24 protein-coding genes are annotated in these 22,338 nt (G+C 69.2%); 15 read left to right on the top strand and 9 right to left on the bottom strand.

The features are described 5' to 3' along the window. The first annotated feature begins 159 nt into the window (after positions 1-159). Complete coding sequence (locus tag ASD21_RS01215; RefSeq protein ID WP_056436280.1) at positions 160-1,584, top strand: protein adenylyltransferase SelO; 1,425 nt, start codon at positions 160-162, stop codon at positions 1,582-1,584. A gap of 126 nt (positions 1,585-1,710) precedes the next feature. Continuing rightward, positions 1,711-1,836 carry a hypothetical protein gene (locus ASD21_RS23720; RefSeq protein WP_007667460.1) on the top strand — a complete coding sequence of 42 codons (126 nt, stop codon included), beginning with the start codon at positions 1,711-1,713 and terminating at the stop codon, positions 1,834-1,836. Positions 1,837-2,059: 223 nt separating this feature from the next. Here ASD21_RS23720 and ASD21_RS01210 read toward each other — a convergent pair whose 3' ends face one another. Continuing rightward, positions 2,060-2,968: a LysR family transcriptional regulator gene (locus ASD21_RS01210; protein WP_056435509.1), complete on the bottom strand. Its 909-nt coding sequence runs from the start codon at positions 2,966-2,968 to the stop codon at positions 2,060-2,062. A gap of 130 nt (positions 2,969-3,098) precedes the next feature. Here ASD21_RS01210 and ASD21_RS01205 point away from each other — a divergent pair, with 130 nt between their 5' ends. From ASD21_RS01205 to ASD21_RS01190, 5 genes are all read left to right on the top strand, one after another. After that, the gene (locus ASD21_RS01205) at positions 3,099-3,797 is read left to right on the top strand and encodes a pirin family protein (protein WP_056435504.1); all 699 of its coding nucleotides are present in this window, start codon (positions 3,099-3,101) and stop codon (positions 3,795-3,797) included. 246 nt (positions 3,798-4,043) lie between these two features. Then, positions 4,044-4,643 (top strand): NAD(P)H:quinone oxidoreductase, encoded by a 600-nt coding sequence (wrbA, locus tag ASD21_RS01200; protein ID WP_056435501.1) that lies wholly within the window; start codon positions 4,044-4,046, stop codon positions 4,641-4,643. A gap of 214 nt (positions 4,644-4,857) precedes the next feature. Continuing rightward, positions 4,858-4,983: a hypothetical protein gene (locus tag ASD21_RS24995; protein WP_268761048.1), complete on the top strand. Its 126-nt coding sequence runs from the start codon at positions 4,858-4,860 to the stop codon at positions 4,981-4,983. Positions 4,984-5,188: 205 nt separating this feature from the next. Continuing rightward, positions 5,189-6,826: a sensor histidine kinase gene (locus ASD21_RS23150; protein WP_082554583.1), complete on the top strand. Its 1,638-nt coding sequence runs from the start codon at positions 5,189-5,191 to the stop codon at positions 6,824-6,826. Further along, the gene (locus ASD21_RS01190; RefSeq protein ID WP_156398250.1) at positions 6,823-7,200 is read left to right on the top strand and encodes a response regulator; all 378 of its coding nucleotides are present in this window, start codon (positions 6,823-6,825) and stop codon (positions 7,198-7,200) included. The genes ASD21_RS23150 and ASD21_RS01190 overlap by 4 nt, the downstream gene beginning before the upstream one ends. 158 nt (positions 7,201-7,358) lie before the next feature. Here ASD21_RS01190 and amaB read toward each other — a convergent pair whose 3' ends face one another. Then, positions 7,359-8,882, bottom strand: a complete 1,524-nt coding sequence (gene amaB, locus ASD21_RS01185) for an L-piperidine-6-carboxylate dehydrogenase (RefSeq protein WP_056435498.1) — start codon at positions 8,880-8,882, stop codon at positions 7,359-7,361. Positions 8,883-9,060: 178 nt separating this feature from the next. Then, entirely contained in the window at positions 9,061-9,459 is a 399-nt protein-coding gene (locus ASD21_RS01180) for a DUF1801 domain-containing protein (RefSeq protein ID WP_056435495.1), read from the bottom strand. 83 nt (positions 9,460-9,542) lie between these two features. On the opposite strand from ASD21_RS01180, the gene ASD21_RS01175 reads away from it, so the two are divergent. The 4 genes from ASD21_RS01175 to ASD21_RS01160 all read left to right on the top strand — a co-directional run bounded on the left by ASD21_RS01175 (position 9,543) and on the right by ASD21_RS01160 (position 13,581). Next, positions 9,543-10,286, top strand: coding sequence for a MarC family NAAT transporter (locus ASD21_RS01175; protein ID WP_082554582.1), 744 nt, complete (start codon positions 9,543-9,545; stop codon positions 10,284-10,286). A gap of 166 nt (positions 10,287-10,452) precedes the next feature. After that, complete coding sequence (locus ASD21_RS01170) at positions 10,453-12,081, top strand: sensor histidine kinase (protein ID WP_056435492.1); 1,629 nt, start codon at positions 10,453-10,455, stop codon at positions 12,079-12,081. Between the two features lie 139 nt (positions 12,082-12,220). Further along, complete coding sequence (locus ASD21_RS01165; RefSeq protein WP_056436274.1) at positions 12,221-12,550, top strand: PadR family transcriptional regulator; 330 nt, start codon at positions 12,221-12,223, stop codon at positions 12,548-12,550. Positions 12,551-12,564: 14 nt separating this feature from the next. Then, the gene (locus ASD21_RS01160; protein ID WP_056435489.1) at positions 12,565-13,581 is read left to right on the top strand and encodes an HAAS signaling domain-containing protein; all 1,017 of its coding nucleotides are present in this window, start codon (positions 12,565-12,567) and stop codon (positions 13,579-13,581) included. A gap of 185 nt (positions 13,582-13,766) precedes the next feature. On the opposite strand, the gene ASD21_RS01155 is transcribed toward ASD21_RS01160, so the two are convergent. After that, positions 13,767-13,898 carry a hypothetical protein gene (locus ASD21_RS01155; protein WP_327019749.1) on the bottom strand — a complete coding sequence of 44 codons (132 nt, stop codon included), beginning with the start codon at positions 13,896-13,898 and terminating at the stop codon, positions 13,767-13,769. Between the two features lie 435 nt (positions 13,899-14,333). Between ASD21_RS01155 and ASD21_RS01150 the strand changes: the two genes are divergently transcribed. After that, entirely contained in the window at positions 14,334-15,494 is a 1,161-nt protein-coding gene (locus ASD21_RS01150; RefSeq protein WP_056435484.1) for a cell wall hydrolase, read from the top strand. Here the strand turns inward: ASD21_RS01150 and ASD21_RS01145 are convergent. Then, positions 15,454-16,263: an SDR family oxidoreductase gene (locus tag ASD21_RS01145; protein ID WP_056435481.1), complete on the bottom strand. Its 810-nt coding sequence runs from the start codon at positions 16,261-16,263 to the stop codon at positions 15,454-15,456. The two genes, ASD21_RS01150 and ASD21_RS01145, sit on opposite strands and share 41 nt — an antisense overlap. A gap of 136 nt (positions 16,264-16,399) precedes the next feature. On the opposite strand from ASD21_RS01145, the gene ASD21_RS01140 reads away from it, so the two are divergent. Next, positions 16,400-16,963, top strand: coding sequence for a DUF1003 domain-containing protein (locus ASD21_RS01140; protein ID WP_082554581.1), 564 nt, complete (start codon positions 16,400-16,402; stop codon positions 16,961-16,963). A gap of 173 nt (positions 16,964-17,136) precedes the next feature. Here the strand turns inward: ASD21_RS01140 and ASD21_RS01135 are convergent, their stop codons facing one another. Next, positions 17,137-17,811: a P44/Msp2 family outer membrane protein gene (locus ASD21_RS01135; RefSeq protein WP_056435475.1), complete on the bottom strand. Its 675-nt coding sequence runs from the start codon at positions 17,809-17,811 to the stop codon at positions 17,137-17,139. A 109-nt stretch (positions 17,812-17,920) separates the two neighbouring features. After that, positions 17,921-18,886: a GlxA family transcriptional regulator gene (locus ASD21_RS01130; protein WP_056435472.1), complete on the bottom strand. Its 966-nt coding sequence runs from the start codon at positions 18,884-18,886 to the stop codon at positions 17,921-17,923. 101 nt (positions 18,887-18,987) lie between these two features. Here ASD21_RS01130 and ASD21_RS01125 point away from each other — a divergent pair, with 101 nt between their 5' ends. After that, positions 18,988-19,701, top strand: a complete 714-nt coding sequence (locus ASD21_RS01125) for a DJ-1/PfpI family protein (RefSeq protein WP_056435469.1) — start codon at positions 18,988-18,990, stop codon at positions 19,699-19,701. 258 nt (positions 19,702-19,959) lie between these two features. After that, complete coding sequence (locus ASD21_RS01120; protein ID WP_056435465.1) at positions 19,960-20,412, top strand: DUF2147 domain-containing protein; 453 nt, start codon at positions 19,960-19,962, stop codon at positions 20,410-20,412. Positions 20,413-20,588: 176 nt separating this feature from the next. On the opposite strand, the gene ASD21_RS01115 is transcribed toward ASD21_RS01120, so the two are convergent. Continuing rightward, positions 20,589-21,323 (bottom strand): glutathione S-transferase, encoded by a 735-nt coding sequence (locus tag ASD21_RS01115; RefSeq protein ID WP_056435462.1) that lies wholly within the window; start codon positions 21,321-21,323, stop codon positions 20,589-20,591. Positions 21,324-21,546: 223 nt separating this feature from the next. Continuing rightward, entirely contained in the window at positions 21,547-22,320 is a 774-nt protein-coding gene (gene ygiD, locus ASD21_RS01110; protein ID WP_056435460.1) for a 4,5-DOPA dioxygenase extradiol, read from the bottom strand. Between the last annotated feature and the right edge of the window lie 18 nt (positions 22,321-22,338).

Here is a 22,338-nt window from a genome sequence, read left to right as displayed (position 1 = left end):
CGGCTGGGGGCTGGGCAAGGAAAAACCTTATGGTTTAAAGGTTCGAGCAGGCCTGTTGCGCGGATGCGACAGCGTTCGGCCGCCATCCCCGACCTTCCGACGCCTCGAAAGCGTCCCGGCATGCTTGCGCCCGCGCGCCCGGCGGCTCATGTCGAGGACATGCCGATCTCCGCCGCCTACCGTCCCGACCCGGTTTTCATGCGCCTTGGGCCGGAGTTCGCCGATCCTGTCGCCCCCGCCGACTTCCCCCAGACGATCCTGCGGTTCCGAAACGACCGCGCGGCCGCCAGCGTGGGGCTGGAGGGGTTGAGCGACGCCGAATGGCTGGAACGCTTCGCCCGCTTCAAGCCGTTGCCGGACAACCAGCCCGGGCCGCTGGCCGTGCGCTATCACGGCCATCAGTTCCGCACCTACAACCCCGACCTGGGCGACGGGCGCGGCTTCCTGTTCGCCCAACTGCGGGAACGGGGCACGGATCGTCTCCTCGACCTGGCCACCAAGGGCTCGGGCCAGACGCCGTGGTCGCGGGCCGGCGACGGGCGGCTGACCCTGAAGGGCGGGGTGCGCGAGATCCTGGCCGCGAGCATGCTCGAGGCCCTGGGCGTTCCCACCTCGCGGGCCTTCTCCCTGGTCGAGACCGGCGAGGACCTGGTGCGCGGCGACGAGCCCAGCCCGACCCGCTCGGCCGTGCTGACCCGGCTGTCGCACAGCCACATCCGGTTCGGGACCTTCCAGCGTCAGGCCTTCCTGCAGCGGCCCGACAACATCGCCGTCCTGGTCGACCACGCGGTCGAGACCTATTTCCCCCAGGCGGCCGACGAGCCGGATCGGCCCAAGGTCCTGCTGGAGCAGGTGGTCGCCGCCAGCGCCCGGCTGCTGGCCCGCTGGATGGCGGCCGGCTTCGTGCACGGGGTGCTCAACACCGACAACATGGTCGTCACCGGCGAGAGCTTCGACTACGGCCCCTGGCGGTTCCTGCCCCAGAACGACCCGAACTTCACGGCCGCCTATTTCGACCATTCGGGCCTCTACAGCTTCGGCCGCCAGCCGGAGACGGTGTTCTGGAACCTGCAGCAGCTGGCGGGGTGCCTGGCCCAGGTCACCGACGACGCCGGGCTGATCGCCGCCCTCAACGGCTTTTCCGACCTCTATCGCGACTCCCTTCGCGCGGCGATGCTGGACCGCCTGGGCCTGAAGAGCCGCTCGGCCGACGAGGACCTCGCCCTGGTGCAGGCCGCGTTCGTGGCCTTGGCGTCGGGCGGCGAATCACTGCGCTGGGAGCCGTTCTTCTTCGACTGGTTCGGCGGCGAGGCTTCGCGGGCCCGCGCCTTGGCGGGTCCGCGGGCCGACCTGTACGGACAGGAAGCGTTTCTCGACTTCCGCCGCCGGCTGGCCGGGTTCGAGACCGATCGCCCCGAGCGCCTTGAAAGCCCGGTCTTCGCCCGGTCCGAGCCCGAGGAAATGCTGATCGACGAGGTCGAGGCCCTGTGGGCGCCGATCGCGGAGGCCGACGACTGGTCGGCGCTCGAGGCCAAACTGGGGCGAATTGAAGCCGCTCGTGTCGCCTATGCGTTGGGAGACTGACATACGGGTGAGACAAATCTGCCGCACGCTGAGCTTTTCCGACGTGGGCGGGAACGAACGTCAAGCTTCAGCCTTATCTGGGTTGAAGCTCGCCCTACGAACGAAGTGGCCTGTGGAGAATTTCGCATGCGTTTCTTCCAACCCGTGATGCTGGTCTGCGCGGTCGCCATGTCGTTCATCGGCGCCCTGGGCTTGCCCGGCTGCGCTCGCGCCATCGGCGAGTGCCTCAGCGACAAGCACGAGATGGCTTGATCCAGTTCGGCTAGGTCGAACGGATGCGCCGTTTGGCGCGCCGCATTTCTCGTCACCCTCATTAAGCGCCGTCATCCCGGGCCTTGTGCCCGGGACCCCTCTTGCCGCCGCAGGTGCGGGGGTGTGGCGCGCCGGCGCGCCATTTCACTTCACCGTCAGCTGAACCAGGGGTCCCGGGCACAAGGCCCGGGATGACGGTTGAAGGGGGGGCGGGTCGGCCTTGTCACCCCAACCACGGCGCGGCCGCCATCCGCTTGGCCAGGAACGCGATCAGCGCCTCCACCCGGGCCGGCCGGATCGTGCTGGGCGGGGTGACCAGGTGCAGGGCGATGGGCGGCGGGGCCCAGTCGGCCAGGACCTCTTCCAGCAGGCCCGCCTTCACGTCCGCCCAGGCCAGGAAGTCCGGCTGCATGGCCAGGCCCAGGCCGGCCAGCAGGGCGGGCCGCAGGATGTCGGCGTTGTTGACCCGCAGCGGCGAGGGCACGCTGACCGCGTATTGTCCGTGCTCGGCGTGCTGGAACCGCCAAACGTCCTTGGACCGGCCGCCCGTGTAGAACAGGCCGCGATGGGCGGTCAGGTCCTTGGGGTGGCCGGGCCGGCCGTGCCGGTCGAAATAGGCCGGCGAGCCGACCAGCATCACCCGCACCGGACACAGGCGTCGGGCCAGCAGGCTGGAATCCTCCAGGGCCGAGATCCGTAGGGCCAGGTCGAAACCCTCCTCGACGATGTCGACCAGTTGGTCCGACAGCGACAGCTCGACCGACACCTCCGGATAGAGGGCGAAGAAGTCCGGCAGGGCCGGGCCCAGATGGGCGATCCCGAACGACATCGGCGCGGCCGCTCGCACCAGGCCGCGCGGCGTGGCCGACTGGGCCGAGGCCTCGGCCTCCAGGGCCTCGGCCTCCTGCAGCAGGTGGGCGGCGCGGTCCAGCGAGGCGCGGCCGGCCTCGGTCAGCGACAGGCGCCGCGAGGTGCGGTGGAACAGCGTCGTTCCCAGCCGCGTCTCCAGCCGGGTGACGGCCTTGGAGACCGTGGCCTTGGACAGGTTCAGCTGCTGCGCCGCCCCGACGAACGAGCCGGTCTCGACCACCTTGGCGAACACGGCCCAGGCCTCGAAGTCGGGGAGTTTCATGGGTGCGATTTCCGAAACGGTTCGTTTCGATCATTTCCATTTCGGCATAGGACGCAATACCCCATCTTCCCTCCAACAGAGACGGCCCCACCCCTCCTCCTCAGGGGGCTCGGTCTCCCGGAGACAAGACATGATCGACGTCAGAACCTTCGACAGCCTGGGCGGCGCCAACCACGGTTGGCTGGACGCCAAGCACCACTTCTCGTTCGCCGACTATCACGATCCCAGCCGCGTCCATCACGGCGCCCTGCGGGTGTGGAACGACGACACCATCGCGGCCGGCACGGGCTTTCCGCCCCACCCGCACGCCGACATGGAGATCATCACCTATGTCCGCGAAGGCGCGATCACCCACCAGGACAACCTGGGCAACAAGGGCCGCACCGAGGCCGGCGACGTCCAGGTGATGAGCGCCGGCACCGGCATCCGCCACTCCGAGTACAACCTCGAAAGCACCGCGACCAAGATCTTCCAGATCTGGATCATCCCCAACAAGCGCGGCGAAGGTCCGGCCTGGGGCGCCAAGCCTTTCCCCAAGGGCGACCGCTCGGGCAAGTTCGTGGCCCTGGCCAGCGGCTTCGAAGGCGACGCCGACGCCCTGCCGATCCGCACCGACGCCCGCGTCCTGGGCGCCACGCTGAAGGCCGGCGAGACCACCGAGTACGCGTTGGGCGCGGACCGCAAGGGCTACCTTGTGCCGTCGACCGGCAAGGTCGAGGTCAACGGCGTGACCCTGAACACCCGCGACGGCGCGGCCATCCAGGACGAGGCGGTCATCCGCGTGAAAGCGTTGGAAGACGCCGAGCTGGTGCTCGTCGACGCCGCCTAAAGGCTGATCGACATTCACGCTCTGTGCGTGGTCCTCGTCCTTCGACAAGCTCAGGATGAGGACCATTTACAGGCCTGGGCTGTCGAGAAACCTCATCCTGAGCTTGTCGAAGGACGAGGTTTCCGCCCCAGACGCGGGTGTCGGTGCGCCCCAATCGCTCTCTCTCTCTCTAAAGGTTCGGTTTCTTCAAGCCCGAACCTTCCCCCGAAGTCCAAGATCCAACCTCAAGTTCCCAAGGAGGCCGTCATGGCCAAGGTTCTCGTTCTCTACTACTCCGCCTACGGCCACATCGAGACGATGGCCAACGCCGTCGCCGAGGGCGCCCGCGCCGCCGGCGCGACCGTCGACGTCAAGCGCGTGCCGGAGCTGGTCCCGCAGGAGGTCGCGGTGAAGTCGCACTACAAGCTCGACCAGGCCGCCCCGGTCGCCACGATCGCCGAACTGGAAAACTACGACGCCATCATCGTCGGCACGGGCACCCGCTTTGGCCGCATGAGCTCGCAGATGGCCAACTTCCTCGACCAGGCCGGCGGCCTGTGGGCGCGCGGCGCGCTGAACGGCAAGGTGGGCGGCGCCTTCACCTCGTCGGCCACCCAGCACGGCGGCAACGAGACCACCCTGTTCTCGATCATCACCAACCTGCTGCACTTCGGCATGACGATCGTCGGCCTGCCCTACAGCCATCAGGGCCAGATGACCCTGGAGGAAATCGTCGGCGGCGCGCCCTACGGCGCCACCACCATCGCCGGCGCCGACGGCTCGCGTCAGCCCAGCGAACTAGAGCTGGCCGGCGCCCGCCACCAGGGTGAACTGGTCGCCAAGACCGCCGCCAAGCTGTTCGGCTAAGCCAAGCCGGGCTCGGATCGTCCAAGCCGGACGGTCCGATCCAGGGTCTAGTTCTCCTTACGCCTTCCCCTGCGCCTGTCGGCGCCTGGAAGGCCCCGCGGCCGGTTCTCCCTCCCCCCAGGAACCGCGCCGCCGACGGCCGGCTGGCTCTCCCCCCGGGGAGCCAGCCGGCTTTCCTTCCGCTCCGCCTTTCCAGCATCTCAAGGAGCACGTCATGCGCCGTCGTCGGGCCGGCATCCTCGCCGAAGCCTGGAAGCTTCTCGTCCTGATCGTCACCGTCCGGATCATCGCGCGTCACGGGTGCGCCGGCCGCGGCCCGGGTCTCGCGGGCTGGCGCTGAACCCGCCGCCCACGGCGGAGTTCGATCGGGAAGTTCGAAGAAAGGTTCGAATTCACTAACCGAAACCCGGAATACCTGCGCTCATGGCTCGCTTGCTAATTTAGCATGCCGTGTGAAGTCGTTAAACTTGTGGGGTTTGACGGGTCGTGAATCGTGGGGAGGGCCGCGCTCGGCCAGAAGAAGCGCGCCCGTCGGGGGTCTGTACATGTCGCCTGTGGATTGGCTGCTAAATCCGTCTGGACTGACTCCCCACGGCTTTTGTCTAAGCTGGGCCCCGGGTCTGGTCGCGCTGCACGCCGGGTCCGACGCGGCCATCGGCCTGGCCTACTTTTCCATTCCGCTGGCCATCGCGGCCTTCGTCAAGCAACGGCCGGATATCCGTTATGGATGGGTGGCCTATCTCTTCGTGGCCTTCATATTGGCCTGCGGCGCGACGCACCTGATGTCGATCTTCACCCTGTGGGTTCCGGCCTATGGCGTGGAAGGTTTGATCAAGCTGGCCACGGCGATCCTGTCGATCGCCACGGCGGCCATCCTTTGGCCGTTGACGCCCAAGCTGCTGGCCGTGCCGTCGGCGGCGAATCTTGAACGCCTCAACGCCGAGCTGGCCGCCACGGTGGCCGCGCAAGGCCGCACCGCCGCCCTTCTGCGGGAGAGCGAGGCCCTGGTGCGCTCTTCCAACGTGGAGCTGGAGCGGCGGGTCGAAGAGCGCACCGCGCAGCTGCGGACGGCCAACATCCAACTGACCGAGGCCCTGGCGGAGCGGGCGCACGCCGAGCAGGCCCTGGCCCAGAGCGAGGAGGCCTTTCGCGCCAGTTTCGAGGCCGCCGCCGTCGGCAAGGCCCAGAGCGACCCCATGACGGGGCGGATCATTCGCTCCAATCGCGCCTTCGCCCACATGCTCGGCTACGAGCCGGAGGAGATCGTCGGCCGCTCGGGCTGGGAGTTCACCTGGCCCGAAGACCGCGAGGCGGAGGTGGCGGAGTACGAGCGCGTGGTCAACGAGGAAATCCCCGCCTATGTGCGGGAGAAGCGCTATGTGCGCCGCGGCGGCGAACCGTTCTGGGGGCGGGTGTCCGCCAGCATCGTGCGCGACGCCCAAACGCGGGAGCCGGTGCTGACGGTCGCCGTCATCGAGGACATCGACGAAACCTACAAGGCGCAGGGCGCGCTGCGCGCCGCGACGCGCGAGCTGGAGCTCCTGGTCGAGGAGCTGACCGCCACGGTCAGCCAGCGCGACCTGCTGCTGCGCGAGGTCTATCACCGCGTGAAGAACAACCTGCAGATCGTCGACAGCCTGCTGGTCATGCAGGCGCGCAAGCTGACGGATCCGCAGGCCAAGCAGGCGCTGCAGGGCCTGCGCGGGCGGATCTACGCCCTGGGCCTCGTGCATAGCCAGTTGATGGGGTCGAAAGACCTCAAGACCTTCGACATCACGCCGTTCCTTCAGGAGCTGTCGTCCCATATCGTCGAGAGCGTGGCCAGCAAGGACATCAAGCTCACCGTGCGGGCCATCCCGATGGACGTGGGCCTGGATTTCGCCATTCCGTTGGGGTTGCTGGTCACCGAACTGGTGACCAATTCGCTCAAGCACGCCTTTCCAACGGGCGCCGGGGTTATCGAGGTCAGTCTCGACCGGACCGAGGGCGGCGATGTCCTGCTCGCCGTCGCCGACGACGGCGTGGGCCACGACGGGAGCGAAGCACCGGCTCCCGGCGGGAGAACCACGCTCGGCGTCACCATCATCGAGGGGCTCGCCGCGCAATTGAAGGGAACCATCATGGTGCGAAGAGACAATGGAACGCGAACCGAAATTCGCGTCGCCGCGCCGGTGCTGTCGTGAAGGCCCTGAACGGGACGCTCGTCCTGGTGGTCGATGACGAGTTCCTGATCGCCGAGGGCCTGAGCATGCAGGTCGAAGACATGGGACTGACGGTCTGCGGCACGGCCCCTTCGGCCGACGAGGCCGTCGCCCTGGCCCAGTCGTGTCGCCCAGGCGTCGTGCTGATGGACATGCGGCTGCAGGGCGACAAGGACGGCGTGGACGCCGCCCTGGCGATCTACGACACGGTCGGTTCAAAGGTGATCTTCGTCACGGGCTCGCGCGAGCCGGCGACCATGGATCGCATCCGCCTGGATCATCCGGCGGGGGTGTTGTTCAAGCCGGTCTCCGACCATCAGCTCAAGGCCGCGATCGAGGCGGCGCTGGCGGGATAGGCGATCCAGCCGCCTAACCCCAACCTTCGTTCTCACGCCCTGCGGCGCACCCTCTGGTTCAGCCGACGACGAGAGCCTTGCCGCGCTGGCGCGCCACACCTCCGTCTCTCGTGGCGAACGGAATGGCGGACGGCGAGGGGGTAACGGAATACGGACGCCTAGACCTCGAACGTCACCCCCTGCGCCAGCGGCAGGGTGGTCCCGTAGTTCACGGTGTTCGTCGCCCGGCGCATGTAGGTCTTCCAGCTGTCGGAGCCCGCCTCGCGGCCGCCGCCGGTGTCCTTCTCGCCGCCGAACGCCCCGCCGATCTCGGCGCCGGAGGGGCCGATATTGACGTTGGCGATGCCGCAGTCGCTGCCCTCGCCCGACACGAACAGCTCGGCCTCGCGGACGTTCAGCGTGAAGATCGACGACGACAGGCCCTGGGCCACGTCGTTCTGGGCGGCGATGGCGTCGGCCAGTTCGGCGTAGCGCATCACGTAGAGGATCGGCGCGAACGTCTCGGACTTCACGATGTCGGCCTGGGCGTCCATCTCGACCAGGGCGGGGGCGACGTAATAGGCGTCCGGCCCGGCCACCTCGACGCGGTCGCCGCCGATCACCCGGCCGCCGGCCGCGCGGGCCGCCTCCAGGGCGCTCTGCATGGCGTCGAACGCGGCCTTGTCGATCAGCGGGCCGACCAGCACGCCGGCGGCGCGGGGATCGCCGACCGGCACCGAGGGATAGGCGCTCTTCAGCCGACCGACGAAGGCGTCGTAGACGCTGTCGTGCACGAACAGCCGCCGCAGGGTGGTGCAGCGCTGGCCCGCCGTGCCCATGGCCGCGAAGGCCACGCCGCGCAAGGTCAGGTCCAGGTCGGCCGACGGGGCGACGATGGCGGCGTTGTTGCCGCCCAGCTCCAGCAGGGCGCGGGCGAAGCGGGCGGCCAGCCTCGGGCCCACCGTCCGGCCCATGGCCGTCGAGCCGGTGGCCGAGACCAGCGGGACCTTCGGATGGTCGACCAGGACCTCGCCGACCTCGCGGCCGCCGATCAGCAGGGTCGAGAGGTTGGCGGGCGCGTCCGGCCCGAACCTGGCGACGGCGCGTTCGAACAGCGCCTGGGTGGCCAGGGCCACCAGCGGGGTCTTCTCCGACGGCTTCCACACCACGCTGTCGCCGCAGACGAAGGCCAGGGCCGCATTCCACGACCAGACGGCGACCGGGAAGTTGAAGGCGCTGATCACCCCGACCACGCCCAGCGGATGCCAGGTCTCCATCATCCGGTGCGCCGGGCGCTCGGTGGCGATGGTCAGGCCGAACAGCTGGCGCGACAGGCCCACGGCGTAGTCGCAGATGTCGATCATCTCCTGCACCTCGCCCAGGCCCTCGGAGACCACCTTGCCGGCCTCCAGGGTGACCAGGGCGGCCAGGTCGGTCTTGGCCGCGCGCAGCTCCTCGCCCAGCAGCCGGACCAGCTCGCCGCGACGCGGGGCGGGGACCTTGCGCCAGGCCAGATAGGCGGCGTGGGCGGCGTCGATGGCGGCCCTGGCCTGGGCGGGGGCGTGCTCGGGCAGGCTGGCCAGCACCTCGCCTGTCACCGGCGAGCGCGCGGCCAGGGTCCCGCCGTCCAGGACGGCGGGGTCGACGCCCAGGCGGCCGAGAAGGGCGCGGGCTTCGGGGACGGCGGAGGGCAGGGTGGTCATGGGGCGGTCCTAAGGAATTCGGGTCTCGATCGATCCGCTCGTCCTGGCGAAAGCCGGGACCCGGATCCTGTGGCGGCGTGTCTGACGGGATTCGCTCATAGCCCGAGGCGCCAACCGCCCAGCCATTCCATCCGGGTCCCGGCATTCGTCGGGATGAGCGGCCGAAGTAAAGCGGTATTCATTCGGACGCCAGCCGCGCGCGAACGTCCCGGTAGGCCGCGGCGATCAGGGCGTTCAGCGCCTCGGCGTCGACCGGCCGGCCCCACCGGACCTTGACGTGCCGCATGCGCTTGCCCGAGCCTTCCAGCAGGCCGACCGGATCGTCCAGCGCCGCGCCGTGGAAGAAGCCGACGTTCACATGGGCGCTGAACGCGTCGACATAGGCGAACGCCGCGTCGCCCACGCACGCCGTGGGATGTCCGTCGTGCACCAGCTCGCGAACGTCGGGCCCGAGGGCGCGCAAGGCTTCGAACCACGGCTGGGCCAGGCGCCGCAGGTCGTGCTCGGGGGCCGCGAACCAGGCGTCGACCTCCGGGTCTCCGCGCAGGGCGCCGGCAAGCCGGAAGAGCTGGGTCATCGGGCCAGAATGCCAGCGCGGCCGCCGGATGTCGAAGCCCGTCGAATAGGGGTTCCCGCATCCGTTTCTCAGGTCTGCGCTGGATGGCTCCGGGGTTCGGCCGACCGGCAGACTCCCCGCGGCGCGCGCGATCCGTCGCGGCGTCCGTCCGCGGGAGAGCGCCCATCTCGATCTTCGTCGAAGCCCTGGTCCTGACGATCGGCGGGCTGTTCCCGATCATGAACCCGTTCAGCACGGCGCCGCTGTACGTGTCGCTGACCGCCGGCTTCGACGCGAAGAAGCGCCGGCGGCAGGCCATCATGGCCTGCGTCTACGCCTTCGGCATCCTGGCGACCTTCCTGTTGCTGGGCTCGGCGATCGTCGAGTTCTTCGGCATCTCGATCCCGGGGATCCGCGCGGCCGGCGGGCTGATCATCTCCAGCGTCGGGTTCGGCATGCTGTTTCCGCCGCCGCCCCAAACCCCGACGGCGACCGAGACCGCCGCCAGCCAGAGCCGCGACCAGGCGCTGGACGTCGCCTTCACCCCGCTGGCCATGCCCAGCCTGGCCGGACCGGGATCGATCTCGGTGGTGCTCAGCGCCGCGGCCCAGATCCGCGGCGACCACCCGCACAATTGGGAGATCATCTATGTCGGGGTGATCCTGGGCATGGCGGTGACCCTGGTGATCGCCTTCATCATCCTGCGGGCCGCCGAGCTGATGGTCCGGTTCCTGGGCAAGGGCGGGATGGACGCCATGACCCGCATCTTCGGTTTCCTGCTGATCTGCATCGGCATGCAGTTCCTGCTGACCGGCGTGGGCGATTTCTTCGGATTGAGCCGAGGGTAGGGGCGGTCCCGCGTTCGCGCCGGCGAGTTCGGGGCGCTCGCTATCGCGGGGGCTGTCACAAAGTGTCGCATCCCCCGTTGTCAAATCTTTGGGAAACACTGTTGAGACTAATCGGACGGTGCAGTTTGTGGGCTTCTCGACTTGGTAAGGGAAGCGAGGGAGCGTCTTGCGGAAAACAACGGATCTCGCGGCGGCCAAGGCCGAGGCGCCCGAGCAGGGCGCTCGCGGGGCGCGGCTGGGCTACGCCGACCTCAGGCTGGAGGCGGCGATTTTCCTGCTGGTGGCCGTGTCGTTCGCCGCGGTGCTGGGCAAGAGCGCCATCACCACCCAGAAGCTCGTCCTCTCGCCCGAGTCCGGCCAGTTCGAGGGCTACACCTATTCCGACGCCGAGAACGGCGGGCGCTCGATCATCTCCGCCGATCCGCGCAGGCCGCTGTCCTGGTCCTGCGAGATCCGTGAAGGCTCGCCCTATCCCTATTGCGGCTATGGCCTGCAGCTGGATTCGGGGAAGGCCCGGGGCCTGGATTTCTCGCATGTCCAGACGATCATCCTGCGCTTCTCCTACCGGGGCGAAGACGACCGCCTGCGACTGGTCTTGAAGACGACGCCCGGACCGGCGGCGCGGGACAAGCTGAAGGGCGAGCCTATGTCTCTGGCGGCGGACATTCCCGTCGTCAACGGCCGCAACGAAATCCGCCTGCCGCTCGGCAAGCTGGCGCCGGAGCAATGGTGGGTGACCAGCCATGGCCTTTCGACGGCGGAGGCCGCGCCGGTCTTCGACGACGTCCGCTCCGTCTCCATCGCCACCAGCGACGCAAAGGCGGGCGCCAAGCTGGCGGTGGCGGTCGACGACCTGACCTTCGAGGGCTCGTACCTCTCGACCGAACAGTTCTACCTGATCATCCTCGGCGTCTGGCTGGTTTTGTCGGCCGGGTTCCTGGTCTTCCGCTTCCTGCGGATGCGCCGCGACTACGAGGCGCGGCAGCAGCGGCACACGCTGGAGGCGCGGCTGCTGGCCGAAGCCCACGCCGCGTCCGAGGCCGCCAGCAGCGCCAAGTCGCGGTTCCTGGGCAATATGAGCCACGAACTGCGCACGCCGCTCAACGCCATCATCGGCTACACCTACTGGCTCAACCGCACCGAACTGGACGCCAAGCAGCGCGCGGCGGTTCAGACCGTCCAGGCCAGCGGCGAGCACCTGCTGGGCGTCATCAGCGACCTTCTGGACGTGGCCAAGATCGAGGCGGGCAAGTTCGATCTGCTGGCCGCGCCCTTCGACCTGCACGACTGCGTGGCGGGCGTGAGCGAGATGTTCCGCCTGCCGGCCGAGGAAAAGGGCCTGGACTTCACCGCCACCGTCGGCCCGGACGTGCCGCGCGGGGTCGAGGGGGACGAGAAGCGCATTCGCCAGGTGCTGATCAACCTGGTCGGCAACGCGGTCAAGTTCACGTCGGCGGGCCGGGTCGATCTGCATGTCTCGGTCGTCGAGGTCGCGGGCCGGACGGCGAGGCTGCGGTTCGCCGTGGATGACACCGGTATCGGCATTCCGCCCGACCAGTTGGAAGGCATCTTCCATCCGTTCGAGCAGGCGGGCGAGGCCGCCGACCGAAGCAGCGGCACGGGGTTGGGCCTGAGCATCAGCGGCCAGATCGTCGCTCTGATGGGCGGAGACCTGCGGGTCGAAAGCACGCTGGGCCAGAGCAGCCGCTTCACGGTCGAGATCGCGGTTCCGATCGTCGAGGGCGGTCTGGATGGGCCGGCCGTTCCCCGATTCCGGCGTCTGAGCGCGCCCTGAGGCTCTAGGCCAGCATCGTTGGCGATATCCCGGCCGGCGCTTCGAGCGAACGGCGGTCGGTCGACTTGACGCGAGCATTACCTGTGTGTCATACAGTGTATGTCACACACCAAGTGGCGCACACCATGTGATGCACACCATGCCAGCGGACGCCGACATTTTCGAAACCCTGCGCCAGGAGTTGCGGCGTGGAACCCTGATCCTGGCCGTGTTGGCCCAGCTGAAGGTCGAGCGCTACGGCTACAGCCTGCGCCAGGCCCTGGCCGAGGTGGGGCTGGAGATCGACGAAGGCGCTCTCTATCCGATGCTGCGCCGCCTCGAGAGCCAGGGTCTGCTGACCAGCGAATGGCGCGAGGAAGACAAGCGTAAGAAGCGTTTTTACCGCCTGTCGTCCGAGGGCGAGGCCGTGCTGGCCCGCCTGTCCGCCGAGTGGCGGGCGATGAACGACACCCTGCAAAACCTGATCTGAAGAGGGAGCCAGTCATGGACCTGCTCGATCGCTATCTGGCCGCCGTCGCGGCCCTGCTGCCCAAGGCCCAGCGCGAGGACATCGTCGCCGAGCTGCGCGACACCCTGCTCACCCAGATGGAGGAGAAGGAGGCGCAAGCGGGCCGGCCCCTGACCGCCAAGGAGCGCGAGGCCCTGCTCAAGGCGTTCGGCCATCCGATCGCCGTGGCGGGCCGGTTCGGAACGACCCACGCTCTGATCGGGCCCGAGCTCTATCCGTTCTACATGTTCGCGGTGAAGGGACTGCTGGTGGTGGCGGCGATCGTTTCGGCGATCCCGGCCGTCATCACGGTGATCACCAGCCCCGCCGGCTCGGCCGGCGCCCTGGCGCAGTTCCTGTCCGGCTTCATCTCCATCGGCTTCACCATGATCGGGGTCGCCACGGTGCTGGGCGTGGCGTTCGAGCGCGGTTGGCTCCCCGTGGCCGGCATGACCGACTGGAAGGTCGCCGACCTGCCCGTGCTGGACACCCTGGGATCGTCCAGGAAGGGCTTCCCGCGCGAGAAGGGCCCGCAGCGGAAGCGCTTCGAGGCCCTGCTGGAGGTGATCCTCACGGTGTTCTTCATTCTGTGGTGGACAGGCCTGGTCTCGGCGCCGTGGTCCAATCAGGTGGCCAACAGCCAGCTGTTCCTGGAGCCGGCCGCGGTCTGGACGACCCTGCACCTGCCGATCCTGGGCTGGGCGTGCGTGCAACTGCTGTCGAGTCTGACGGCGCTGGCGCGCCCCGGCTGGGTGCGGGCCCATGCCCTCCTGGAGGCCGTCTGCGGCGCGGCCGGCCTGGCCGTCACCGCCGCCCTCTGGCGGGCGGGCCGGCTGGTCGAGGTCGTCTCCCACGGGGCGAGCCCGGCCGAGACGAGCGCCTTGCAGGACGCGCTCGACCTGAGCTTCCACCTGACCGTGATCGTGATGGCCGTGGTGTTCAGCTGCAGGATCGCGGGCGAGCTGTGGCGGGTGGCGCGGGGCGCGCGTCCCATCCTGTCGCTGGCCCTCTAGGGGGCGGGCGGATCGGAGCGGTCGAAACGGCCAGAAAGGCTCGTGCCATCGTCATCTCGGAGGCCTTCGCGAGGCTTCCGGGATGACGAGATTCCGACGGACTTGGGCAAGGGCGAGCCGAACGCTTGCGTCCCGAACGCCTGCAAGTCCAGGCCAGGCTTCGGGGCAGGTTCTGGGGAAAGTCCCTACTTCGAGACCTTGTCGACCACGGCCCCGGCGCCGGCCCCCACGGCCGCCCCCACGGGCCCCGCGACGACCGCCCCGGCGATCGCGCCGGTCGCCGCCCGCTGCTCCATGTTGTGACCGCAGGCGGACAAGGTTAACGCCGCCGTAACCGCTAGCGGAACCAAGCGCAGAGCAGACATTATGTCCTCCGAGACAATTACACCGACCGCTAGAGTAACGGTGTCACATAAGCCGGGTTCCGTTGAGAGCGGCGGGCCGGAAATCTATCCCGGGGGTTGAATATTCGCCTCGAAGCCGATTCTCGGGACTGTCGCGTTTTTTCCTTGTAATCAAAGCATTAACCATTGGGTCTCGCGCGCTGGCGCTCAAAATTCAAGCGATGGCGCCTGGTCCGCTTGCGAGTCGGTCACGGATGCGTCATAAGGCGAACCGTAAGTAGGACTTCGGCCACGATCGTGAACCGGCCGAGCCTCCGCTTTCAGAGCGGCCCTACAGTATTTTTCCGGGCTTTTTTGAGGGCGTTTTTGTCGGGGGGCGGTACGCCCTCGCCGCGCAGGACACGAGTTTTGAATATCAAGTCGCAGACGTGCGCAGACGCGCGCGCGCTGATCGGCGCCGTATTGGTCGGATCCGCCACGGGTCTGGCTCTGGGCGGCGTTTACCTTGCGGGGGGCATGGCCCAGACCGCCAGTCAGCACGCTCGCGTATCTCGCCTGGCCGACGGCGCCGAGGGGAACTTCTCCGACGCGGCGCTGTATCAGGCCGCGTCGCGGATGGACGCCGGGGCCCTGGCCATCGCGCGCCGTCACGATCCCTACACCGTCGCCGGCGGCGCCCAGCGCGACCGGCAGTCGGCGCTCCTGGTCGAGCGTCTCGAACAGCGCCAGCAGTCCGCTTCGGAACGCCAGCCCCTGATGCTGCGCGCCAGCTTCGGCGGCCCGTTCAATCCGGCCGTCGCGCCCTTCCGCCTGACCAACGCCCTGGAAAGCTCGCGTGAACTCGAGTGTCTTTCCGAGGCGGTCTATTACGAGGCCCGCGGCGAGACCCCGAGCGGCCAGGCGGCCGTGGCTCAGGTGGTTCTTAACCGCGTACGCCACCCTTCGTTCCCGAAATCGATCTGCGGCGTGGTGTTCCAGGGCGCCTACACCCACAGCGGCTGCCAGTTCAGCTTCGCCTGCGACGGCTCGATGCGCCGCTCGCGCGAGGCCGGCGCCTGGAAGCGCGCCCAGAAGGTCGCCACCCGCGCGCTCTCGGGCGCGGTGATGTCCGAGGTCGGCGCCGCCACCCATTTCCACACCACCGGCGTCGCGCCGGGCTGGGGCCCGCGCCTGCTGCGCGTCGCCCAGGTCGGCATGCACGTGTTCTACCGCTTCGGCGGTCGCTCGGGCGCGCCGGACGCCTTCAGCCGCACGCCGCGTCCGTCGACGGCCGACGAGCTGCCGACCGTGACCCTGGCCGGCCTGTCGACCGGACAGACGGCTCCCCAGATCGGGACCACGACCGCCGACGGCAAGTCCGCGCCGATCCAGCTGGCCAGCGCCATGGTGATCGCCTCGCCCGACAAGCCCACCACCGTGCCGGGCGGCATGGGCGGCCCGCTGGGGCCGGTTTCCGAGCCGGCTTCGGCCCCCGCCATGCACCCGACCAAGACCTCCAACGTTTCGGGGTCCGGGGCGGGCGACGCGATCAAGGCTGCAGGATCGGCCGGGACCGGAGCTGCTTCCTAACCGCGCCGGGCATGTGGCTGCTGGCGAAGCGCATCTGCTTGGCCCGCTTGCCGACGAAATAGTGCAGGTCCTTGCCGTGGACGGCCCGCCAGATCACCTCGGCGGCGTCCTCCACCGGATAGACCGGCAGGCCGCCGCCGCGCAGGGCGTCGGCCATGTTCTGATTCGAGCCCGGCTGGCTGGCGTTGAGGATCGGCGTCTCGATGAACCACGGCATCACGCAGGCCACGCCGACGCCGTAGGGCTTCCACTCGACGTCCAGCGCTTCCGACAGGCCCCGCACCGCGAACTTGGTGGCCGAATAGACCGCCAGGCTGGGTGAGCCGTACAGGCCCGCGCAGGACGAGATGTTGATCAGCCGCGCGCCGGGCGTGGCCTTCAGCCAGGGCAGGGCGGCGCGGGCCCCGCTGATCACGCCCTTGATGTTGATGTCCAGCTGCAGGTCGATCTCGGCGTCGTCGTGGCTGTCGAACGGCCCGAAGCGCGCGACCCCGGCGTTGTTGAGCAGCACGTCCAGCCGCCCGTCGGTCAGCTTGGCGAAGTCGGCCAGGGCGGCGGTCCAGGCGGCGCGGTCGCGCACGTCCAGCCTGAAGGTCGCGCCGTTGTCGGGGCCGACCGCGGCGAGGGCGGCCTTCAGGCCCGCCGCGTCGATGTCGGACAGGCCGACGAACCAGCCCTCGGCGGCGAAGCGCCTGGCGCTGGCCAGGCCGATGCCGCTGGCGGCCCCGGTGATGAAGACGGCCTTGCGGCCTCCTGCCTTGGCGGTCATGGCGTCCCTCCCGTTTTGTTTGTTATCGTTGATCAGACGCCCGGGAGGCGGGGGCGGTCAAGCGCGGAAGGTCATGTGTCTTGCGCCCGACGCCGGAACGCGCATCTTCCACCGATCCTTCGCCGTGCGAGCGCCCATGACTCCTGAGCAACGCCTCGACCAGCTGGCCCGCGATCTGCTGGCCACGCCCTATCCCGAACTGACGGACGTGCAGAGGAGCGTCATCGACCTGATCGCCGCCGAGGCCCCCACGGGGTTGAACAAGGCGCTGGTGGCCGACGATCGGACCTATTGGGACAGGCTGGCCGACTCGGTCGCGGCGGTCGGCGGCTCCTGGACGTTCATCGGCGGCTTCAGCCTGGGCCTGGTCCTGTGGATCGGCCTGAACGTCGCCCTCAGGCCATGGCGCCTGTCGTTCGACCCCTATCCGTTCATCTTCCTCAACCTGATCCTGTCGACCGTCGCCGCGATCCAGGCGCCGGTGATCATGATGAGCCAGAACCGGCAGGCCATGAAGGACCGCCTGAACGCCGAGCACGACTATCTGGTCAATCTGCGCGCCGAGCTGGAGATCATGCGCCTGCACACCAAGCTGGACGCTCTGCGCGAACAGGAGATGGTCGAGATCCTGCGCTGCAACACCGAGGCCCTGGAGATCCTGAAGGCCCAGGTGGCCCGGATGGCGGAAGAGCGCGGCTGATAGAACCCTCTCCCATGGGGAGAGGGAGGGGCCCAAGCGAAGCTTGGGAGGGTGAGGGGGTAAGACGTCGGACGGCGTGCCGGCGGAGCGCCGACCCTGGAGCGCATATCGATCCCCAAGAGCGTCACCCCCGAACAGGTCGGGGGTGACGCGTGGCTTCGGCGAAAAGGCCTCTAGAACGCGAAGCGGACGCCGACCAGGCCGCCGGGGCCCGTCATGTTCAGCTTCTGCTCCTTGTCGCCCGCGCCGCTGGTGGTCTTGACCTTGATCGCGCCGGTGAACTGGTAGCGGCCCTCGGCGAACAGCGAGACGCGCGGCGAGACCGCGACGCTGGCGCCGGCGATGCCTTGCAGGGTCAGGGCGTCGCCCTTGTCGTCCAGCATGCCGTCGTCGATCTTCACCTGGGCCACGCCGACGCCGGCGCCCAGATACGGACGCACCGGCCCGGCGACCGGGAAGTCGTAATAGCCGTTCAGGTCGATGCTGAAGGTCGTGACCTTGCCGCCGTCGAAGTCGAACTGGGCGCCGCCGTTCGTGGTCAGCACGCCGCTGGACTTCTGGCTGCGGTAGCCCAGGGCCACCTCGCCGCGCCAGCCGTTGCCGAGCGCCGAACCCCAGGCCACGGCGCCCTGGCCGCCGGCGTCGACGTCGCCCTCGAAGCGATAGCCGTTGGCGAAGCCGTAGTCGTAGTCGGCCTTGCCGATAAAGCCCCCGGAAACAGAGATGTACTGGCCGCTGGCGGGCGCGGCCGGAGCGGCGGCCGGAGCGGGAGCCGGGCCGGCGGTTTGGGCCGCGGCGGCGCCGGCGATGGCCAGGGCGGCCACGGCGGTGGTGATGAACAGACGCATAAGCATTTCCCCCGAAATCGGTACTGGTCCGTGATGGACCCGGTCCCGGTAGAGGGGTTCACCGGCGTCGTAAATCTGGGGTTGTTCAAGCTTGACCGTTTGTAGCGGCCTATGGCGCCGATGCAACATGTGGTTGCGAGACGCGGGCCGCGCGCCGCAACGCCTGGGGCGGCTGGCCGAAGGCGCGTAGGAAGGCGCGGCGCATGCGCTCCGGGTCGCGAAAGCCGGTCTCCAGGGCGACGTCCTCGACCTGCAGGGGCTGGCTGTCGAGCAGGGCGCGCGCCGCCTCCACGCGCAGGCGTTCGATCGCCTTGGCCGGGGTGCTGCCCGTCTCGACCGCGAACAGCCGGGCGAAGTTGCGCGGACTCATCGCCGCCTGCTCGGCCAGCTGCTCGACGCTCAGGGGCAGGGCCAGGTTCTCGCGCGCCCAGGCCAGCAGGCCGTCGAACCGCCCGCCCTTGATCTCCAGCAGGGCCGAGAACTGCGACTGGCCGCCGGGGCGGCGATGATAGACCACCAGCTGCTGGGCGGTGCGGCGGGCGACGTCCTCGCCCAGGTCCGCGCCGATCATCGCCAGGGCCATGTCGATGCCGGCGGTGATCCCGGCCGAGCTCCACAGCGATCCGTCCTGGACGAAGATGCGGTCGGGCTCCAGCCGCACGGCCGGATAGCGGCGCTGGAAGTCCTGGGAGCGCTGCCAATGGGTGGTGGCCCGGCGGCCGTCCAGCAGGCCGGCTGCGGCCAGGACATAGGTCCCCGAACAGACGCTGGCCGTGCGGCGCGCGGTGCGGAAGGTCCGGCGGGCGAAGTCCAGGGTTGCCTCGCAGATCGCCGGCGACCGCGTGCCCTCGCCGCCCGAGACGATCAGGGTGTCCAGCGGCGGGGCCTCGGCGAAGGCCTCGGCGGTCATCGCCACGCCCGAGGAGCTACGCACCGGGCCCGGCTCGCGGGCCAGCAGGCGTAGGCGGTAGGCGTCGGGGACGAAGCGCCCGGCGATCTCGAACGCCGCGATCGGCCCGGCCGCGTCCAGGATCTGGAACTGGGGGAAGATCAGGAAGCCGATGTCGCGGGTCATGATTCTGCCTGTCCGGATGGGTTTGGCGGATATCGAGGGAAGTCTGTCATTCCTGTCGGACGCTAGGCGGGCGATGCTGCGGCGTCAACAGGAGCCCGCCCATGCCCCAATCCTCGCGTAAAGAGCCCGCGCCGTTTCACATCGTCTTCGCTCTGTTCCCCGGTGTCACCCACCTGGACTTCACCGGCCCTCACCAGATCCTCTGCCGGCTGCCCGGCGCCCAGGTGGTGGTCGCCAGCGAGGCGGGCGGCGAGATCGAGGCCGACGGCCTGGTGTTCGCCCGCCTGGCGCGGCTGGCCGACATCGACCACTGCGACCTGTTGTGCGTGCCCGGCGGGTTCGGCACGACCCAGGCGATGGCCGACCAGGCCTTCCTGGACCAGATCCGGCGGCTGGCGGCCGGGGCGCGCTACGTGACCTCGGTCTGCACCGGCTCGCTGCTGCTGGGCGCGGCCGGGCTGCTGAAGGGCAGGCGGGCGGCCTGCCACTGGGCCTGGCGCGACCAGCTGGTCCTGTTCGGCGCGACGCCCGACCCGGCGCGGGTGGTGCGCGACGGCGACGTCATCACCGGCGGCGGGGTGACGGCGGGCGTCGACTTCGCCCTGACCGTGGCGGCCGAGGTCGCGGGCGAGGAGACGGCCCAGGCCATCCAGTTGGCCGTGGAATACGCCCCCGCCCCGCCGTTCCACGCCGGCCGTCCCGAGACCGCCCCGCCCGCCGTGCTGGAGCGGGTGCAGGCGATCTACGGCCGGGGCATGGACGAGCGCTGGGCCGCGGCCCGGGCGGCGGCGGAGGTGTTGAGGGTCGAGGCATGAGATTGCTGAGATCGCCGTTCCTGCCGCCGTCATCCCGGGCCTCGCGTCCGGGACCCCTCTCTCCGCCGCGGGCGCGGGAGAGCGGCGCGCCGGCGCGACAAGAGGCTCCACCGTCCGCTGAATCAGGGATCTCGGGCCCCAGGTCCGGGATGATGATCGGGACGGGAGAAAGGCCCGGCTCCGTCGGGGCGTGAAACCGCCACGACTTGATCCGAACGCAAACCTGCCTCAAAACGCATGAGGTTGGAGAGATCACGCATGCGTCGGATGAAGTCGTTTCTCGTCGGGCTGACCGCGGCCGCCGGCCTGACGGCGGGTTTGGCGACCGTCTCGCCGGCCTCGGCTCAGGACGCCTTCACCTATGGCGTCTGGCGCAACCCCAAGAACACCGTCCATGTCGAGATCAAGCCCTGCGGCGGCGGCCGGGCCTGCGGTAACGTCATCTGGGCCACCGCCGACGCCCAGGCCGACGCCAAGAAGGGCGGCACGGCCAACCTGATCGGCCTGCAGCTGCTGCGCGACTTCCAACTGCAGAAGAACGGCAGCTGGAAGGGCAAGGTCTTCGTGCCCGACCTCAACATGACCCTCAGCGGCACCGCCGACTTCCCCGACGCCAGCACCATGAAGGCCAGGGGTTGCCTGCTGTTGTTCTGCAAGTCGCAGACCTGGCGCCGCGTCGACGTGGTGGCCAGCGGGACGCCGTCCAGCTGACAACCCACGACCGTCATCCTCGGACTTGTTCCGAGGACCCCTCTGTCGGCTGGTTTGCCGTTGGACAGTTCGGTCGCGATCCCACCGCTCCACGGATCGCCCTTCTTCGCGGTTGAAGCAGGGGTCCTCGGAACAAGTCCGAGGATGACGGAGGTGGGGGATGAAGGCCCGGGTCCCTACCTCGGATCCAGCTCCGGATAGGCCCGGAAGATCCCCTCGGTGCTGAACGGAATCCGCCGCTCCGACTTCAGATAGGCGGCGATGTTCGGTCGTTCCGCCACCGCGTCCCTCACGGCGATCACCCGGGTCAGCCTGGGCTCCAGCCGTTTCATTGCGTGCGGGAAGGCGTAGCGCAGGCCCTCCACCGCCTGGAACAGCGACAGGTCGGCATAGGTCAGGGCCTCGCCCGTCAGCCACTGTCGCCCCTCGGCGCCCTTCGGCGCGCGCTCCAGCACCGTCTCGAACCACCCGAGGTACTTCTTCATCCGCTGGGCGCGGAACTCCTGGGCCCGCCGGGCGGCCTCTTCCTTCTGGTCCTCGTAATAGAGGCCCATGCCGACCGGGTGGTGGACGTCGTGGGCCTCGGCGACCAGGTCGGCGATGGTCAGCTGCAGCTGGTTGACCCACAGCCGCCCGCCCTCGGCCCGGGGCGCCAGGCCGTGGCGCAGGCCCAGGTGCAGCAGGATGTTGGCCGTCTGGCCGATCACCAGGTCGCCGTCGACCAGATAGGGCGGGGCGAAGGGCGGATGGTCGCCTTCCGCCATGTGGGCCATCAGGGCCCGCTCGCCGCCGCCGTCGTCCGGATCGCCGCGCGCCACGTCGACATAGGCCGCGCCGGCCTCCTCCAGCGCCAGGCGCACGAACTCGCCGCGTCCCTGGATCGTGGGCCAGTAATGCAGTTGGTAGGTCATGCGAGGAAGAACAGATGAGGGGGCGGAAAGGATGCGGGCGGCGCGCCTCTAACCTCCGTCATCCTCGGACTTGTTCCGAGGACCCCTTTGTCGGCTGAGCTGTCGCTCCAGGTTGGTCGGCGACCTCACAGCTTCACGGATCATCCTTCTTCGCGGTTGAAGCAGGGGTCCTCGGAACAAGTCCGAGGATGACGAGCGTGGGGGATGAGCGGAGTTTTTAGCCCTACCCCACCCGCACGCTGGTCATCGAGATCGCCGCGAAGACGTCGTCGGTGAAGAACGACACCGGCTCGCCCGGCTCTTGCGCGCCCAGCACATAGAGCAGGGGCAGGTAGTGCTCGGCGCTGTTGATCGACGCCGCGGCGTCCGGGCCCAGGCCGCGCCAATCGATCAGCGGGTCGTGGTCGCCGGCGGCGATCAGGGCCTTGGCCTTGTCGTTGAAGCGCGGCGCCCAGTCGGGAACCTCGCCGGTGCGGAAGTCCGCGGCCCGCAGGTTGTGGACGATGTCGCCGCTGCCGATGATCAGCACGCCCTCGTCGCGCAGGGCGGCCAGGCGCTTGCCGGCCTCGTAGTGCCAGCGGTCGGGGCGGCCGCGGTCCAGGGAGAGCTGCACCACCGGCACGTCGGCGCGCGGATACATCGGCCGCAGCACGCCCCAGGCGCCGTGGTCCAGACCCCGGGTCGGGTGCTGGACGACCGGGTCCGGCGACAGGATCTCCGCCACCCGCCGCGCCAGGGCCGGATCGCCGGGCGCGTCGTAGCGCACGTCGAACAGCGCCTGGGGGAAGCCGCCGAAGTCGTGGATGGTCTCCGGACGCTCCGAAGCGCTGACCGCGCTGGCCCCGCGCGTCTCCCAATGGGCGCTGATCATCAGCACCGCCCTGGGGCGCGGCAGGTCCCGGCCCAGGGCCGCCCAGGCGCGGCTCCAGGCGTTGTCCTCGATGGCGTTCATCGGCGAGCCGTGGCCGAGGAACAGGACGGGTTGGCGGGCGGTCATGGGGGCGATCCAATTAGA

This window comes from Caulobacter sp. Root1455 (genome assembly GCF_001426905.1).
Taxonomy (GTDB): domain Bacteria; phylum Pseudomonadota; class Alphaproteobacteria; order Caulobacterales; family Caulobacteraceae; genus Caulobacter.
Note: the sequence above shows the minus strand (reverse complement) of the source record. Positions and strands in the feature narration are given on the sequence as shown.